The 15,898-nt window shown below is 66.8% G+C and carries 18 protein-coding genes; 3 read left to right on the top strand and 15 right to left on the bottom strand.

The window, feature by feature from the left end:
- The first annotated feature begins 2 nt into the window (after positions 1-2).
- Positions 3-407 carry a hypothetical protein gene (locus KAY22_RS15020; RefSeq protein ID WP_296624227.1) on the top strand — a complete coding sequence of 135 codons (405 nt, stop codon included), beginning with the start codon at positions 3-5 and terminating at the stop codon, positions 405-407.
- 86 nt (positions 408-493) lie between these two features.
- Positions 494-1,600, top strand: coding sequence for a phosphate ABC transporter substrate-binding protein PstS (gene pstS, locus KAY22_RS15015; protein ID WP_296624226.1), 1,107 nt, complete (start codon positions 494-496; stop codon positions 1,598-1,600).
- Positions 1,601-1,708: 108 nt separating this feature from the next.
- Here the strand turns inward: pstS and pal are convergent, their stop codons facing one another.
- The 7 genes from pal to ruvB all read right to left on the bottom strand — a co-directional run bounded on the left by pal (position 1,709) and on the right by ruvB (position 7,358).
- Positions 1,709-2,236, bottom strand: a complete 528-nt coding sequence (gene pal / locus KAY22_RS15010; protein WP_296624225.1) for a peptidoglycan-associated lipoprotein Pal — start codon at positions 2,234-2,236, stop codon at positions 1,709-1,711.
- Positions 2,237-2,304: 68 nt separating this feature from the next.
- Positions 2,305-3,624, bottom strand: coding sequence for a Tol-Pal system beta propeller repeat protein TolB (gene tolB / locus KAY22_RS15005; protein WP_296624224.1), 1,320 nt, complete (start codon positions 3,622-3,624; stop codon positions 2,305-2,307).
- A 68-nt stretch (positions 3,625-3,692) separates the two neighbouring features.
- Complete coding sequence (locus tag KAY22_RS15000) at positions 3,693-4,550, bottom strand: hypothetical protein (RefSeq protein WP_296624223.1); 858 nt, start codon at positions 4,548-4,550, stop codon at positions 3,693-3,695.
- 2 nt (positions 4,551-4,552) lie between these two features.
- Complete coding sequence (gene tolR / locus KAY22_RS14995) at positions 4,553-5,053, bottom strand: protein TolR (protein ID WP_296624222.1); 501 nt, start codon at positions 5,051-5,053, stop codon at positions 4,553-4,555.
- Positions 5,053-5,751, bottom strand: coding sequence for a protein TolQ (gene tolQ / locus KAY22_RS14990; RefSeq protein WP_296624221.1), 699 nt, complete (start codon positions 5,749-5,751; stop codon positions 5,053-5,055). The genes tolR and tolQ overlap by 1 nt, the downstream gene beginning before the upstream one ends.
- A gap of 19 nt (positions 5,752-5,770) precedes the next feature.
- Positions 5,771-6,217, bottom strand: coding sequence for a YbgC/FadM family acyl-CoA thioesterase (locus tag KAY22_RS14985; RefSeq protein WP_296624220.1), 447 nt, complete (start codon positions 6,215-6,217; stop codon positions 5,771-5,773).
- Positions 6,218-6,326: 109 nt separating this feature from the next.
- Entirely contained in the window at positions 6,327-7,358 is a 1,032-nt protein-coding gene (gene ruvB, locus KAY22_RS14980) for a Holliday junction branch migration DNA helicase RuvB (RefSeq protein WP_296624219.1), read from the bottom strand.
- 223 nt (positions 7,359-7,581) lie between these two features.
- Here ruvB and KAY22_RS14975 point away from each other — a divergent pair, with 223 nt between their 5' ends.
- On the top strand, positions 7,582-8,409 hold the full coding sequence (locus KAY22_RS14975; RefSeq protein WP_296624229.1) for a 2-hydroxyacid dehydrogenase: 828 nt from the start codon (positions 7,582-7,584) through the stop codon (positions 8,407-8,409).
- Between the two features lie 3 nt (positions 8,410-8,412).
- Here KAY22_RS14975 and ruvA read toward each other — a convergent pair whose 3' ends face one another.
- The 8 genes from ruvA to KAY22_RS14935 all read right to left on the bottom strand — a co-directional run.
- Entirely contained in the window at positions 8,413-9,012 is a 600-nt protein-coding gene (gene ruvA, locus KAY22_RS14970; protein ID WP_296624218.1) for a Holliday junction branch migration protein RuvA, read from the bottom strand.
- Positions 9,009-9,506 (bottom strand): crossover junction endodeoxyribonuclease RuvC, encoded by a 498-nt coding sequence (gene ruvC / locus KAY22_RS14965; RefSeq protein ID WP_296624217.1) that lies wholly within the window; start codon positions 9,504-9,506, stop codon positions 9,009-9,011. The genes ruvA and ruvC overlap by 4 nt, the downstream gene beginning before the upstream one ends.
- Before the next feature lie 9 nt (positions 9,507-9,515).
- Positions 9,516-9,875 (bottom strand): endonuclease domain-containing protein, encoded by a 360-nt coding sequence (locus tag KAY22_RS14960; protein ID WP_296624216.1) that lies wholly within the window; start codon positions 9,873-9,875, stop codon positions 9,516-9,518.
- A 95-nt stretch (positions 9,876-9,970) separates the two neighbouring features.
- Positions 9,971-10,714 carry a YebC/PmpR family DNA-binding transcriptional regulator gene (locus KAY22_RS14955; protein ID WP_296624215.1) on the bottom strand — a complete coding sequence of 248 codons (744 nt, stop codon included), beginning with the start codon at positions 10,712-10,714 and terminating at the stop codon, positions 9,971-9,973.
- A gap of 102 nt (positions 10,715-10,816) precedes the next feature.
- A complete protein-coding gene (locus tag KAY22_RS14950; protein WP_296624214.1) occupies positions 10,817-12,088 on the bottom strand; it encodes a dihydrolipoamide acetyltransferase family protein in 1,272 nt (423 codons plus the stop codon).
- A 6-nt stretch (positions 12,089-12,094) separates the two neighbouring features.
- Positions 12,095-13,099, bottom strand: coding sequence for an alpha-ketoacid dehydrogenase subunit beta (locus tag KAY22_RS14945; protein ID WP_296624228.1), 1,005 nt, complete (start codon positions 13,097-13,099; stop codon positions 12,095-12,097).
- Between the two features lie 32 nt (positions 13,100-13,131).
- On the bottom strand, positions 13,132-14,391 hold the full coding sequence (locus tag KAY22_RS14940) for a 3-methyl-2-oxobutanoate dehydrogenase (2-methylpropanoyl-transferring) subunit alpha (RefSeq protein ID WP_296624213.1): 1,260 nt from the start codon (positions 14,389-14,391) through the stop codon (positions 13,132-13,134).
- A 151-nt stretch (positions 14,392-14,542) separates the two neighbouring features.
- On the bottom strand, positions 14,543-15,898 hold a 1,356-nt coding region (locus KAY22_RS14935; protein WP_296624212.1), incomplete at its 5' end, for an ATP-binding protein.

Genomic DNA, 15,898 nt, shown 5'->3' with positions numbered 1-15,898 from the left:
ACCTGCTGAGCCTGGCTCTGGTGCCCGAATATGGGGACCAGGACTATTATGTCGTGATCCCCACCGACGCACCCTATCATCCCTGGGTCGAGAAGCATGTCGTCCCCTATCTCGAATCGGTGCCCCGCACGCTGTACAACCGGCTCGACCGTGTCGCGGCCGCGCATGATGTTGCCGCCTTCCTGGCCGGCGACCCCGATCCAGTGATCATCGCCGACTGGCCCGAGGATATCGCGCTCTTCTGCCGCCTGTTGCTGGTGGGCGAAACCGAGATCGTCGACATCCGCCATATGCGCTTCGAATTCCACCGCACCCCGGGCTTTTCGACCGCGCGCAACAGCGCGGTGCCGCACAATGCGCTGCACGACGCCCGCGCGCTGCGCGATCATCTGACCAGCCTCGACTGACCCAAAACCGGCATTTCATCTCTGTCATGGAAGCGCCCGATGCGACCGCTTATGCTGTCGCACGATTTCGAAGGAGAGCAATCCCGATGAAGACCAGGTTTCTGAACCCCATGCGTGCGACGCTGGTCGCGGCGATGGCGCTGCTGATCGCCAGCTGCGGACAGCAGGCGAAGAAGGACGATGCCGCAGGCGGCGGCTCGGCCGCAGCGGCGGGTGCCCTGTCCGGCGCAGGCGCGACCTTCCCCGCGCCGCTCTATGCAAAATGGGCCGAAAGCTACAAGGCGCAGACCGGCGTGGGCCTGAACTATCAGGCGATCGGATCGGGCGGCGGGATCAAGCAGATCAAGGCCAACACGGTCGATTTCGGCGCCTCGGACAAGCCGCTCAAGGCCGACGAACTGGCTGCCGCCGGCCTCTACCAGTTTCCGACCGTGATGGGCGGAGTGGTGCCCGTGGTGAACATCCCCGGAATCACGCCTGGCCAGGTGCGCCTGTCGGGCGAGTTGCTCGGCGCGATCTTCCTGGGCGAAGTCGCCAAGTGGACCGACCCCCGCATCGCCGCGCTCAACCCCGGGGTGAAGCTGCCCCCGCTGCCGATCACGGTCGTTCACCGTTCGGATGGATCGGGGACATCCTTCCTCTTCACCAGCTATCTGGCCGCGAAGAGCCCCGCCTGGGGATCGAAGGTCGGCGCCAGCGACGCCGTGTCCTGGCCGACCGGCATCGGCGGCAAGGGCAATGACGGCGTCTCCGCCTTCGTGCGCCAGACCAAGGGCTCGATCGGCTATGTCGAATATGCCTATGCCAAGCAGAACCAGATGAGCCACGTCCTGCTGCAGAACAAGGCGGGCGGCTTCGTCGCTCCGTCGGCCGAGAGCTTCGGCGCGGCAGCGGCCGGGGCCGACTGGGCTTCGGCCCCCGGCAATTATCTGCTGCTGCTCGACCAGCCGGGCGAGAAGAGCTGGCCGATCACGGGGGCAACTTTCATCCTGCTGCACAAGAAGCAGGAGAATGTCGCCAAGGCCAAGGCCGCGCTCGGTTTCTTCGACTGGGCGATGGGCAAGGGCGACGCCGAGGCGGTCGCGCTCGATTATGTCCCGCTGCCCGCCGAGGTGAAGACGCTCGTCCGCAAGCAGTGGGCCGAGGCGATCACCGGGCCGGACGGCAAACCGCTCTACACGCCGGCCCCCTGAGCCGGCTCTATCGAAACGGAAAAGGGGCCGCCGGCAAAATGCCGACGGCCCCTTTCTTGTGATGCGGGCCGGAGCGCGACGCCCCGGCCTGCCGTCCCTTCGGTCCGATCAGTTCGGAACGACGGTGACCGCGCGGCGGTTCTGCGCCCAGGCAGCCTCGTCCGAACCGGTCGCCAGCGGGCGCTCCTTGCCGTAGCTGATGACCGAGATGCGCGACGCCGGAACGCCGACGCTCACCAGATAATTCTTGGCGGCATTGGCACGGCGTTCGCCGAGGGCGAGGTTGTACTCACGCGTGCCGCGCTCGTCGCAATGGCCCTCGATCGTCACCGAGGCGTTCGGATATTTGGCCAGCCACTGGGCCTGACGGCTCAGCGTCGCCTGATCCTCGGCATCGACGTCGTAGGAGTCGGTGTCGAAGAACACGGTGTCGGTGCCGGCCTGCGCCAGGAAGTCGGCGCGCGATCCCGGAACCGGGCCGGTCTGCGGCGGCGGCGGCGGGGGAGCCTCGGGCATCGGGGCCGGGGCGGTCTGCGGCGGCGGCGGCGGCAGTTCCTCGGGCTTCTTCTTCGAACAGGCAGCGACGCTCAGTGCCAGCGCGGACACGAGCGCGATCTTAAGGGTCATACGCGCCATCTAAATCTCCTTCCTCAGCTGGTTACGGTTGAATAACGTCTTTTATTCCAATTGCTCCCTGGAATCTCTTACGGCAGCAGCGGCCCCCAGGCCGGGTCCGACCCGTCGAGCGGGGTCGGGATCGGGCGTTCGTTGACGCCGGTCAGGTCGACCGACCAGAGATCGGCCTTGCCCGAGCCCTGAGCGGTGCGGAAGAACATGATCACGCGGCCATTGGGCGACCAGCTCGGGCCTTCGTCCTGCCAGCCATTGGTCAGGATCTTCTCGCCCGAACCGTCGATGTTCATGATACCGACGTTGAAGCCGCCGCCGATCCGCGTGAAGGCGATCAGGTCGCCACGCGGGCTCCAGGCGGCACTGCCATAGCGGCCCGAACCGAAGCTGATCCGGTTCTGGTTCGAACCGTCGGCGTTCATCACATAGAGCTGCTGGGTGCCCGAACGATCGCTTTCGAACACGATCTTGGATCCGTCGGGCGAATAGCTGGCACCGGTGTCGATGCCGGGCGAGGTGGTCAGCCGCTGCGGCGTGCCGCCGGTGCTGGGAACGCGATAGATGTCGGTGTTACCGCCAACGGCCATCGAGAAGACAATGTAACGGCCATCGGGCGAGAAGCGCGGCGAAAAGGTCATGTTCGGCTGATCGACGACCAGCCGCTGCGAACCCGAACCAATGTCGTACACGTAAACGCGCGCGCGGTTGTTGGTGTAGGACATATAGGTGATCGTCTGCTGGTTCGGCGCAAAGCGCGGGGTCAGCACGATCGACTGTCCATTGGTCAGGAAGCGATGGTTGGCGCCGTCCTGATCCATGATGCCAAGCCGTTTGATGCGGTTGGTCTTGGGCCCGGTCTCGGAGACATAAACGACGCGGCTGTCGAAATAGGGGCCTTCGCCGGTCAGGCGGGTATAGACCTGATCGGCGCATTTATGCGCGGCGCGGCGCCACTGGCCCGGCTGCACGACAAAGCCCTGCCGGGTCAGTTCGCTGCGCGCCAGGACGTCGTAAAGATAGCAGCCCACCGTCAGCGTCCCGTCGCCATTGGCCTGGACGAAGCCCTGGACCAGCGCCTGCGCGCCGCTCTGGGTCCAGAACATGTAGTCGGGCGCGGTCACCTGCGGATGGGTGACGGTCTGCATCGCGCTCTTGGGCAGCGGGCTGAACAGGCCGCTATTCTTGAGATCGGCGGTGACCACCTCGGCGACGCGCTGGCCGAGCGCTGCGGTGTCGCCTGCCGGGGTATTGGCGACCGCCGGGGTCGGCATGCCGGGCACCGCAATCGGCATGGGCTGCGCAATGCCGCCGGTTATGTCGACCTCGAGCTGTGCGGCAGCGGGGGACGCCGCCAGCGTGAAGCTCAACAGGGACAGGGCAAGGCCAAAGCGCATTCTCGTCTCCTTCGCCCCGCTCGGGCCATGCTGCCCAAAGCGGGGGCAATAGTCAAAAAATTGGCCCATCAGTTCATCTGCGCCGGGCGGAAGGTGAAGTTCACATCTTCCCAGCCACCCTCGTACAGGTCGGGCGGAAGCTTGTACGGGGCGCAACGCTGCAACGCCCGGGTGGCGGCTTCGTTCATCTGCCGCACATAGGGCTGGTTGGTCGGCGTCACGCCGAGATTGCCGATCACCTCGGGCGCGACCGCGATCGACCCGTCGCGTTTGAAGCGCAATCGCACACGGGTGACGATACTGGCGGTGTCGGCGCCGCCCGCCGGGATCGTGTAGCAGGGCTTCACCTGGCTCGCGATCAGCGCAACGAGGCCGTTCATCGCGATCGGGCTGATCGCGGCGGCGCGCGGCGCGGCGCCCTTGCCCGCGGACTTCTCGACCGGGATGCCCTTGAGGAAATCGGTGCCGAGCGAGGTCGCCTTGGGCTTCGGCTTCACCGGAGCCGGCGTGGCCTTCGCCGCAGGGGCCGGCGCGGCTTTCGCCGGGGTCGGGGGCGTCTTCTCGGCTGGTTTCGGCGTGGGCGCGGGCGCAGGCTTGGGCGGAGCCGGCTTGGAGGCAGGCTTCGGGGTCGGCGCAGGCTTGGGCGGCGTCGGCGGAGCAGGCTCGGGCTTCGCGGGCGCGGGCGTCGGCTCGGGCGGGGTCTCCTCGACCGGGCCGAGTTCGGGCGCCTGCGCGGCCTGCGGGGGTTCCTTCGAGATTTCGGGCGCTGCCGAGACGAGCCCGGCCTTGTCGACCAGCATCACGTCCATGGGCTCGCTGAGCTTGGGCATCTGCCGCACGCTCATCAGGTTCAGCGACAGCAGCGCGAGCAGGCCGACATGGCCCGCGATCGACAGCCCCAGCCCTGCACCCTCGGACCGCTTCATCCTCAGGGCACCGCCGGCTCGGGAACTTCGTCCCCGTCGACCCGACCGCCGGCCTGCAGGCCGGCCGCTTCGCCCTCGCCCAGCGTGACCAGGGCCACGCGGTTGAGCCCCGCATGGTTGAGCGCACCCATCACCGCCATCACGCGACCATAATCGAGCGCACGATCGGCGCGCAGGAAGATCTGCGGGCTATCCTTGCCCTTGCCCGACTTGGCCGCGATGTCCGCGAACTGCGCGTCCATCGCCGCGATTTGAATCTCGCGATCATCGAGATAGACGCGGCCGTCCTTGTCGATCGACAGCTGGATCGGCTTCTTGTCCTGATCGAGCGCACCGGCCGAGCTTTCGGGCAGGTCGACGGGCACGCCGGCAAGCAGCAGCGGCGCGGTGACCATGAAGATGATCAGCAGCACCAGCATCACGTCGACGAGCGGCGTGACGTTGATCTCCGCCATCGGCGCGCGCCGGCCGCCGCGCCCGGATACGGGACCGCCCATGCCCATCAGAGGCGCTCCAGTTCCCGGCTGAGAGTCATGTGGATCGCATCGCCGAAGCGGTGAAGCTGGCCCTCAATCTTGGAGACGGTGTGCAGCAGCCGGTTATAGGCGATGACGGCGGGGATCGCGGCGAACAGGCCCAGCGCGGTTGCGAACAGCGCCTCGGCAATGCCCGGCGCCACGACGCCAAGCGAGGTGTTCTGCGACGCCGCGATGTCGGTGAAGCTGCGCATGATGCCCCATACGGTGCCGAACAACCCGACGAAGGGCGCGACCGAACCAACGGTGGCGAGGATGTTCAGTCGATCCGAAAGCCGGTCGATCTCGTTACCGGCGGCGGCGCCCAGCGCATTGGCCAGCCGGGCGCGCGTACCGTCGCGGTCGATCGCCTGGCCCGAACGCACCGAGCGGCGCCATTCGGCGACGCCCGCCGAAAAAACCTTGGCGGCGGGAATGTCCTGCCGGCCAGGCCCTTCGTAGAATTTATCGATATCCTCGGACTTCCAGAAATCTGCCTCGAAGCCCCTGCTCGCCTTGAGCGCGCGGCCGAGCGACAGGCTGCCGGACAGGATGATCGTCCAGGTCCAGATGCTGGCCGCGAGCAGGCCGATCATCACCGCCTTCACGACGATGTCGGCCTGGAGGAAGAGGGCGATGGGCGACAGCGCCGAGGTCGATGCGGAGACCGCCATTTCCTGCATCATCAATTCAATCCGTCCCTTTTCAATCTCTCGCCTCTTTCAGGCGCTCGAATGTCTCGATCCAGTGGCGGGGCTGACGCTTCGGACGGCCGTCCGAGCCGATCAGGGCGACCGAGACATCGGCTTCGACCAATGTTTCGGACCCGCGCATGACTCTCTGATGAACGACGCATGAGGCCCCCCGGATATTCCCCATGCGGCTGACCACCAGCAGATCGTCGTCGAGCCGGCCCGGCGCGCGATAGCGCAGGCCCAGTTCGACGACCACATAATTGCCCTCGCCGCTTTTCATAGCGCCGCGCTGGTCGATGCCGGCAAGCCGCATCATGTCGCTACGCGCCCGTTCCATGAACCGCAGATAGCTGGCGTGATAAACCACCCCGCCTGCGTCGGTATCCTCGAAATAGACGCGCAGCGCGAAAAGATGCGCGCCCGCTTCGAAGCGTCCGGAATAAGGTGTGTCGTGCATTGCCGCCTGTTTAAGCGATCACCCACCGAAATGAACGGATATTCGCGGAAAGCGGCTCGGTTCGCCCTGCGGGAACGTCGATCCGACGAAAGCGGGCCTCGGCGAGCCGTCAAACACCGTCGAACAGACCATCCTGCCCCGCCTCCGGAGGCGGCGCGATGCCGAGATGCTTCCAGCCACGCCCGTTGAGGCAGCGCCCGCGCGCGGTGCGGGCGATCAGGCCGAGCTGGATCAGATAAGGCTCGATCACATCCTCGATCGTATCGCGCGGCTCGGACAGCCCGGCGGCCAGCGTTTCGACCCCGACCGGGCCGCCACGATAGATGTCGGCGATCATGTGGAGATAGCGGCGGTCCATCGCATCGAGGCCGAGGCTGTCGACCTCGAGCCGGTTGAGCGCCTGGTCCGCCAGCTTTGCGTCGACGATGTCGGAGCCAAGCACATGCGCGAAGTCGCGGACGCGGCGCAGCAGGCGGCCGGCGATACGCGGGGTGCCTCGCGCGCGCCGCGCGATCTCGACCGCGCCGTCGGGTGCGATCGGCAGGTCGAGCAGGCGCGAGGCACGGGTGACGACTTTCTCGAGCTCGTCCACGGTATAGAATTGCAGCCGGATCGGGATGCCGAAACGGTCGCGCAAGGGGGTGGTGATCAGCCCCTGCCGCGTGGTCGCCCCGACCAGGGTAAAGCGCGGCAGGTCGATCCGCACGCTGCGCGCCGACGGCCCCTCGCCGATCATCAGATCGAGCGCGCGATCCTCCATCGCGGGATAGAGCACCTCCTCGACCTGCGGCTGGAGGCGGTGAATCTCGTCGATGAAGAGGACGTCGCCATCCTCGAGATTGGTCAGCAGCGCGGCGAGATCGCCCGACTTGGCGATCACGGGCCCCGAGGTGGCGCGGAACCCCGCCCCCATTTCCTTGGCGATGATCTGCGCCAGCGTGGTCTTGCCAAGGCCCGGCGGGCCGAAGAACAGCACATGGTCGAGCGCATCGCCACGCCTGCGCGCCGCCTCGATGAATACGCGCAGATTGTCGCGTGCCGCCTGCTGCCCGACGAATTCGTCGAGCGACCTGGGGCGCAGCGCGGCATCGACATCCTCGGGACGTCGGCCGGCGGAAAGGAGGCGATCGGGTTCGGTCATGGCTGGTGGACGTTCCCTAACCGTTCTTGCCCCCCGCTGTCGACCTCGCTCGTCGGAGAGACTGGTCGGCATCGTGGACAGTTGTTGGCCGCGATGGCACGAGGCGGGCGACACGCTTTCGTCGGAGCCCGCCTTGACCACAGCCCCAACCAAGCCGCCCGTGCTGCTGCGCCCGCACCTGCCGCTTCCGGCGCTCCGCGCCGCACTGGAAGAGCGGTTCGAGCTGCAATCCGAGCCGGGGCCGGGGATCAGCGCGATGGTCGCCTCCGGGGTCGTCGATGCGGCGCTGATGGACAGCCTTCCCGACCTGAAGCTGATCGCACTCGGCACGGTGGGTTATGACGGCGTCGACCTCGATCACGCGCGCCGCCGCGGCATAAGCGTCACCAATACGCCCGACGTGCTGACCGACGACGTTGCCGACCTGGCAGTCGCGCTGATCCTCGCGGTCCATCGCAAGCTGCCGCGCGACGATGCCCATGTTCGCGCCGGGCGCTGGCCGGTCGAAGGACAACCGTCGCTCACCCGCCGCTTCAGCGGACGACGCAGCGGCATCGTCGGGCTCGGCCGGATCGGTCTGGCCATCGCGAGGCGACTGGAAGGCTTCGGCGGAGAGATCGCCTATCACTCCCGGCATCCGCGCGAGGACGTGCCCTATCGCTATGCCGACAGCGCCGAGGCTCTTGCGGCTTCGGTCGACGTGCTCGTCGTAGCGACCCCCGGCGGCGCTGAGACCGAGAAGCTGATCGACCGACGGGTGATCGACGCGCTGGGGCCGGACGGCGTCATCGTCAACATCGCGCGCGGTTCGGTAATCGACGAGGAGGCGCTGGTGGCGGCGCTCGTCGATGGCCGGCTGGGCGGGGCGGGGCTCGACGTCTTCGCGCAGGAACCGCATGTGCCCGACGCACTGCTGGCGATGGAGAATGTCGTGCTGCTGCCGCACCAGGGCAGCGGGACCGTCGAGACGCGCGCCGCGATGGCGGCTCTGGTCATCGCCAATCTCGACGCCTTCTTTGCGGGCGAGCCGCTGCCGACGCCGATCGGCTAGCCTTTATTTGGCGGCCTTGCGCAGCGCCAGCCGTACGACCGCGTCGAGCGTTGCCGTGGGGCCGAGCTCCTCGACCGCTGCGCCGACCGCGTCGCTCGCCTCGGCCGTTTTGAAGCCGAGATTGCCGAGCGCCGAGACGGCATCCTCCGCCACGCCGCCCTTGGGGAGGGCTGCGGGAGAAAGCCCTGCTGCCAGCCCGACGGCGCCCATCTTGTCCTTGAGCTCGTTTACGATGCGCATGGCGAGCTTGGGACCGACGCCATTGGCGCGGGCGACCATCGCTTTGTCCCCGGTCGCGACCGCGCGCGACAGCTCGCCGGCATCGAGCACCGACAGGATCGAGAGCGCAACCCGGCCGCCCACGCCCTGGACGCTGGTCAGCAGGCGGAAGGAGTCGCGCTCGCCCGCCGAGCCGAAACCGTAGAGGGTGATTGCATCCTCGCGCACCTGCATCTCGGTGAACAGCAAAACGTCGCCGCCGACTTCGCCGATCGCCGACAGCGTTCGCGCCGAACACCAGACCAGATAGCCGACCCCGCCGACATCGAGCACGGCATGGTCGGCGGTGCTTTCGGCGAGGGTGCCGCGCAGCCGGGCGATCATGGGATGATCCGGCGCATGGCGCGCGCGCTGGCGAGATGATGGGCGTGGGTGATCGCCACCGCCAGCGCGTCCGCCGCATCCGGACCGGCCAGCTTCGCTCCCGGCAACAACACCTTGACCATCGCCTGCACCTGCCTCTTCTCCGCGCCACCGGTCCCGACGACCGCCTTTTTCACGATCGAAGGGTGATACTCACCGACGCTGACCTCCGCCAGCGCCGCCGCCAACAACACGACGCCGCGCGCCTGGCCCAGCTTGAGGGTCGACTGCGCGTTGGAATTGCCGAGCACCTCCTCGACCGCAGCCCCCTCGGGCCGGTAGCTGCGAATGATCTCCGACAGCGCGCCGTGCAGGAGATAAAGCCGGCGCGACAATTCCATCGACGGCTCGGTCTTGATCTGCCCGTTGGCGACGTGACTCAGCCGGTTCCCATCTGCGGCGATGACGCCCCAGCCGGTCGTACCCAGGCCCGGATCGAAACCGATGAGGATCATGAGGATTCCCTATTCCGGACCGATAAGCCCCTCCCCTTCAGGGGAGAGGTGGGGGTGGGGCCAACGATCTGGGAGCGCCGCAAGAGTTTGTGCGATGAACTCCAACACCCCGCCGATGTTGTTCATAACATCTTCGTTGGTGAATCGGATCGTCCGATAGCCTCGGCTGTAAAGCAAAGCGTCGCGACGCCGGTCCGCCTCGACATCGTGCGTATCGCCGTCGATCTCGATCACGAGCGCCTTGGCGGGGCAAAGAAAGTCGACGATGAATCCATCGATCACCGACTGCCGCCTGATCTTATGACCGATCTGAGAGTTGGACAGACTCCGCCAGAGCCGCTTTTCGGGCTCGGTCGGGTTGTTGCGCATCAAGCGCGCTCTGTCGCCTAGTCGATCGATCTGCCCCACCCCAACCCCTCCCCTGAAGGGGAGGGGCTTAATAATACACGCCAAACCTCAGCCGTTTACCCCAGCTTCGCCATCACCTCTTCGGGGACGTCGTAATTGCCCCAGACGGTCTGGACGTCGTCGTCGTCGTCGAGCGCGTCGATCAGTTTCAGGAGCTTGGCGGCGTCTTCCTCGCCGACGCTGACCTGGGTTTGGGGGCGCCAGGCGAGCTTCGCGCCGTCGGCCTCGCCCAGCACGCTTTCGAGCGCCTTGGCGACTTCATGGAGCGAGTCGATCGCGGTCCAGATTTCATGGCCTTCCTCGGACGAGGTCACGTCCTCGGCGCCCGCTTCGAGCGCGGCTTCGAACACCTTGTCGGGATCGCCGGCCGAGGCTGGGTAGTTGATCAGGCCGAGTCGGTCGAAGCCATGGCTCACCGATCCGCCCGCGCCGAGATTGCCGCCGTTTTTCGACACCGCCGTCCGGACATTGGTCGCCGTGCGGTTACGGTTGTCGGTCAGCGCCTCGATGATCAGCGCGACGCCGCCGGGGCCGAAGCCCTCATAGCGGACCTCTTCATAATTGGTGTCGTCGCCGCCGGCCGCCTTGTTGATCGAGCGCTCGATATTGTCCTTCGGCAGGCCTTCCTTGCGCGCCGTGATCACGGCCTGGCGCAGGCGCGCGTTCATCGCCGGGTCGGGCAGGCCCATCCGCGCCGCCACGGTGATTTCGCGGCTCAGCTTGGAAAAGAGCGCCGAGCGCTTCTTATCCTGCGCACCCTTGCGGTGCATGATGTTCTTGAATTTGCTATGACCGGCCATTGCCGTCCCGTCCTGCGCTGTCCCTGGATGGCGCGCTCTCTAGCCTTGCGGGCGGTCGGGTGGCAAGCCGAGTCCGGACCTGCCACCCGACCGGGCAGGCGTTCAGTCTACGAACAGCAGCGCGGGCGTCTCGATCAGGCGCTTGAGCGCCTGGACGAAGCTGGCGGCGTCCCAGCCGTCGACGACCCGGTGGTCGCAACTGATCGACAGGTTCATCAGCTTGGCCGCCACCACCTGGCCGTCGCGGAACACCGGCCGCTCGACCACCTTGTTGGGGCCGATGATCGCAACCTCGGGCCGGTTGATCACCGGCGTCGTCGCGATGCCGCCGAGCGGGCCGAGCGAGGTGATCGTCAGCGTCGAGCCCGACAGTTCGTCCGACTTCGCCTTGCCGCTGCGCGCCGCATCGGCCAGCCGGACGATCTCCGATGCCAGCTGCCAGACATTGCGCGCCTCGGCGTTGCGGATCACCGGCACCATCAGCCCGGCATCAGTCTGCGTCGCCATGCCCAGATGCACCGCGCCCGAGCGCGTCACGATCCCCGCTTCATCGTCATAACGTGCGTTGATCATCGGGAAGTCGGGCAGCGTCCTGCAGATCGCCGTGATCAGCAGCGGCAGCATCGTCAGCTTGGGCTTGGCGCCCCGCGTCGCGTTGAGATCGGCGCGCAGTGCTTCGAGCTTGGTGACGTCGATCTCCTCGACATAGGTGAAGTGCGGAATGGCGCGCTTGGCCGCCGCCATATTCTCCGCGATCCGCCGGCGCAGGCCGATCACCTTGATCTGCTCGTCGCCGCGCGCCGCCCCCGGGGCCCGGTAGCCGCCGCCGGCATTATAGGTGAGGAAGGCGTCGAGATCGGCATGGCGCACGCGCCCGTCCGCCGCCGCCTTCACCTGCGCCAAATCGATGCCCAGGTCCTTCGCGCGCTGGCGAACAGCCGGCGAGGCGAGCACGCGATGGCGCTCGGTTGGGGTTGGAGCTGGGGTTGGGGCTGGGTCGGCTTCGGGCTCTGGCGCTGGTTCCGGCCTCGCTTCGACCGGCATGGGCACGGGATCGGGCTTCACCACCTGCGCCGCCTCGGCGGGCGCGACCTCGACGACCGGAGCGGGCGCCGCTTCGACCGCAGCCTCGCCCTCGATCTCGAACACCGCCAGGATCGAACCGATCGCCACCTGCTCGCCGACCTCGCCGGTCAGCCGCACCACCCGGCCCGCCACCGGCGCGGTCATCTCGACCGTCGCCTTGTCGGTCATCAGGTCGGCCAGCGGCGCGTCCTCCTCGACCACATCGCCCACCGCGACGTGCCAGGCGACGATCTCCGCCTCGGCAATGCCCTCGCCGATGTCCGGCAGCTTGAATTCATAGGTCGCCATGTCGGATCAATCCTGCATCACGCGCTTGAGCGCCTGGGTGAGACGGACGGGGCCGGGGAAATAGGCCCATTCGAGGCTGTGCGGATAAGGCGTGTCCCAACCGGTCACGCGCTGCACGGGGGCCTCGAGCCAGTGGAAGCAATGTTCCTGGACGAGCGCCGAGAGTTCGGCGCCATAGCCTGCGGTCTTGGTCGCTTCATGCACCACGACGCAGCGACCGGTTTTCTTCACCGAGGCCGCAACCGTCTCGATGTCGAGCGGGACGAGCGTGCGCAGGTCGATGATTTCGGCGTCGATGCCGCTCTCCTCGACCACGCCTTTCGCCACATGGACCATGGTGCCGTAGCAGAGGATGGTGACGTCGCCGCCCTCGCGCACGACCTTCGCCTTGCCAAGTTCGATCCGGTAATGGCCCGTCGGCACCTCGCTTTCGGGGAAGCGGCTCCACGGCGCCACCGGACGGTCATAATGACCATCGAAGGGCCCGTTATAGATGCGTTTTGGCTCGAAGAAGATGACCGGGTCATTGTCCTCGATCGCGGCGATCAACAAGCCCTTGGCGTCATAGGGGTTGGACGGGATCACCGTCTTCAGCCCCGCGACATGGGTGAAGATGCCTTCGGGGCTCTGGCTGTGCGTCTGCCCGCCGAAGATGCCGCCGCCGAACGGCGTCCGCACCGTGATCGGTGCCGTGTATTCGCCCGCCGAGCGATAGCGCAGCCTCGCCGCTTCCGACACCAGCTGGTCGAGCGCGGGATAGATATAGTCGGCGAACTGGATCTCGGGCACCGGGCGCAGGCCATAGGTCGCCATGCCGACCGCAACACCGATGATGCCGCATTCGCTGATCGGTGTATCGAACACGCGGGTCTTGCCGTAGCGCTTCTGCAGCCCCTCGGTCGCCTTGAAGACGCCGCCGAAGTAGCCGACGTCCTCGCCGAGCACGACAATGCCCTCGTCGCGCTCCATCGACACGTCGAGCGCCGAGTTGATCGCCTGGATCATGTTCATGGTGCGGGAGTCGCCCGCCGTCTGCTCCGCGCTCATATGCCGGCCGCCTTGCGCTCTTCGAGCATCTGCTCGCGCTGTTCCTCCAGATGCCAGGGCATCGTCTCGAACACGTCCTCGAACATCGGATCGAAGGACTGCTTGAGCCCGTCATGGAGGACGCCGTTCTTCTCGGCCTCGCGCTGCGCCGCCTTCACCTGTTCGGCGACCTCCCGGTCCATCGCCGCGTGCCGCTCCTCGTCCCAGATGCCGAGGCCGATGACATGCTTCTTGAGCCGCGCGATCGGATCGCCGAGCGGCCATTTCGTGCCCTCGTCGGCAGAGCGATATTTGGTCGGGTCGTCCGACGTCGAATGCCCCTCGGCGCGATAGGTGAAATGCTCGATCAGCGTCGGCCCGTGATTGCTGCGCGCCCGGTCGGCTGCCCACTGCGTCGCCGCATAGACCGCCAGCGCATCATTGCCGTCGACCCGCAGGCCGGCGATACCATAGCCGATCGCCCGCGCCGCGAACGTCGTCGCCTCGGCTCCCGCGAAGCCCGAGAAGGACGAGATCGCCCACTGGTTGTTGATCACGTTGAAGATGACCGGCGCGCGGTACACGGCGGCGAAGGTCATCGCCGAGTGGAAGTCGCCCTCGGCGGTCGATCCCTCGCCGCACCAGGCCGCCGCGATACGCGTATCGCCGCGCGCCGCACTCGCCATCGCCCAGCCGACCGCCTGCGGATATTGCGTCGTCAGATTGCCCGAGATCGAGAAGAAATTGGCGTCGCGGACCGAATACATGATCGGCATCTGCCGGCCCTTCAGCCGGTCGGCGCGGTTCGAATAGATCTGGTTGATCATGTCGACGATCGGCCAGTCGCGCGCGATCAGCAGGCCCTGCTGCCGATAGCTCGGAAAGCACATGTCGTCATAGTCGAGCGCATGGGCCGCGGCGATCGAGGTTGCCTCCTCGCCGGTGCACTTCATGTAGAAGCTCGTCTTGCCCTGCCTCTGAGCGCGGTAGAGGCGCTCGTCGAACGCGCGGGTGAGCGCCATGCTGCGCAGCATTTTCAACAGCGTCTCGGGGGAAAGGCGCGGATCCCAAGGGCCCTGCGCGACGCCATCGGGGTCGAGCACGCGCACCATGTCATAAGCCAGGTCGCGCATCTCGGCAGGCGCGGCCCCGACCTCCGGGCGCCGGACGGCGCCGGCCACGGGCATGGGAAAGCTGCTGTAATCGGCCTCGTCCCCCGGTCGGAACGACGGCTCCGGAACGTGCAGCGACAAAGGCGGCAGATTGCGGCCGGTCATGCGCTAACCATCCTCTCATCCATTTCTGTCAGCAATACTGACTGAAATCATATAATATAATTATGGAATAAAATTACAAGCCCTGTCGAACGCTTCGGCGAACATCCTACAGCATGTCAAAGCGCCGGACAGCCTCTCGTTCCGGCGGAGGTCAGTCGCGAATGGGCATCCGGAACAGCGCTTCCAGCCCGCCGCCCTCGCGATTGGCGAGGACGAGCGTACCGCCATGTTCCTGCGCAATGGCGCGGGAAATGCTGAGGCCCAGGCCGATGCCCCCCGTCGAGCGGTTGCGCGAGGGCTCACCGCGTTCGAACGGCCGGAACATCGATTCGAGGGCGGCGGGCGGCAGGCCCGGCCCGCGGTCGGCCACGCGAATCTCGGCGACATCGCCATCGCGCCGGACCGACAGTTCGGCACTGCCACCATAGACGATCGCATTGTCGACGAGGTTCTGGACGAGTCGTCGCAACGCCATGGGATCGCCGAGCAGGGTGATGGAATCAACGTGAGACAGACTGACAGCGCGACCGATCTCGCGTTCGGCCTCGACCAGCTCGCGCACCAGCCGGTCGAGCGAGAGGCTGCGCATCTCGGCAATGCCGCCCGTATCCCGCACGAAGGAGATGGTCGCCGCGATCATCGCGCGCATCTGTTCGATATCGCCCTGGACCTTCTGGCGCATCTCGTCGGGCGCTGCTTCGATCCGGAAGGCGATGCGCGCCAGCGGGGTGCGCAGGTCATGCGCGATCGCGCCGATCATGTTGGTCCTCTCGGTCAGATAAGCGGACAGCCGCTCCTGCATCCGGTTGAGCGCATGGGCGGTGACGCGCAGTTCGGCGGGGCCTTCCTCGACGATCAGCGGCGCCTGCGGATTGGCACCCATGCGATCCGCGGCGTCGGCGATCCGGCGGATCGGCTTGGCGAGAGCGCGCGCGAACAGCCAGGCAAAAGGGATGACCGCGAGCAGGCTGAGACCGAAGAGCAGCAGGATGCGCTGTTGCCAGGCCGGGAAGAAGGGCCGTGGCGGGGTGCGGACCACGCGCCATGTGCCCGCATCGGTTCGATAGCCGGCCAGCACGGTGTCGAAGAACAGTGGTTCTCCCCGCCGCACGATGACGCGCCGCTCGCGCCCGGATCGGAAGGGCATACCGATGCGCTGGTCCGGACCGAAATAGAGTCGGACCCTTTCGGGCGAAACCCCAAGCCGATCGGCCAGCCGCCGCGAGAAGCGGAGCGATTCGATCATTTCGGGATCAGGGCGTGGTTCTACCGCCTGTTCGCGCGTTGCCAGCAGCCGGTCGCGCGGCAAATCGTCGAGCGGCGGCGGTGATCGGCGGTCTGGCGGCGCGGGCGCTTCATGCCGGGCGTCGGGCAGGTCGACCGCCTGCCATATCCGTTCGCGCGGCAGACGGCGCCCGGCCAAGGCCTCGGCGATGTCGGACAGCGAATTGAAATCGGGCCGGGGCGGCGGTGCCACGGTGAACAGTACGACGGTTACCATGAAGAC

Source organism: Rhizorhabdus sp. (assembly GCF_018006725.1).
In the GTDB taxonomy this organism is placed as follows: domain Bacteria; phylum Pseudomonadota; class Alphaproteobacteria; order Sphingomonadales; family Sphingomonadaceae; genus Rhizorhabdus.
The sequence above is the reverse complement of the archived record's forward strand: the minus strand, read 5'-3'. Positions and strand labels throughout refer to the sequence as shown.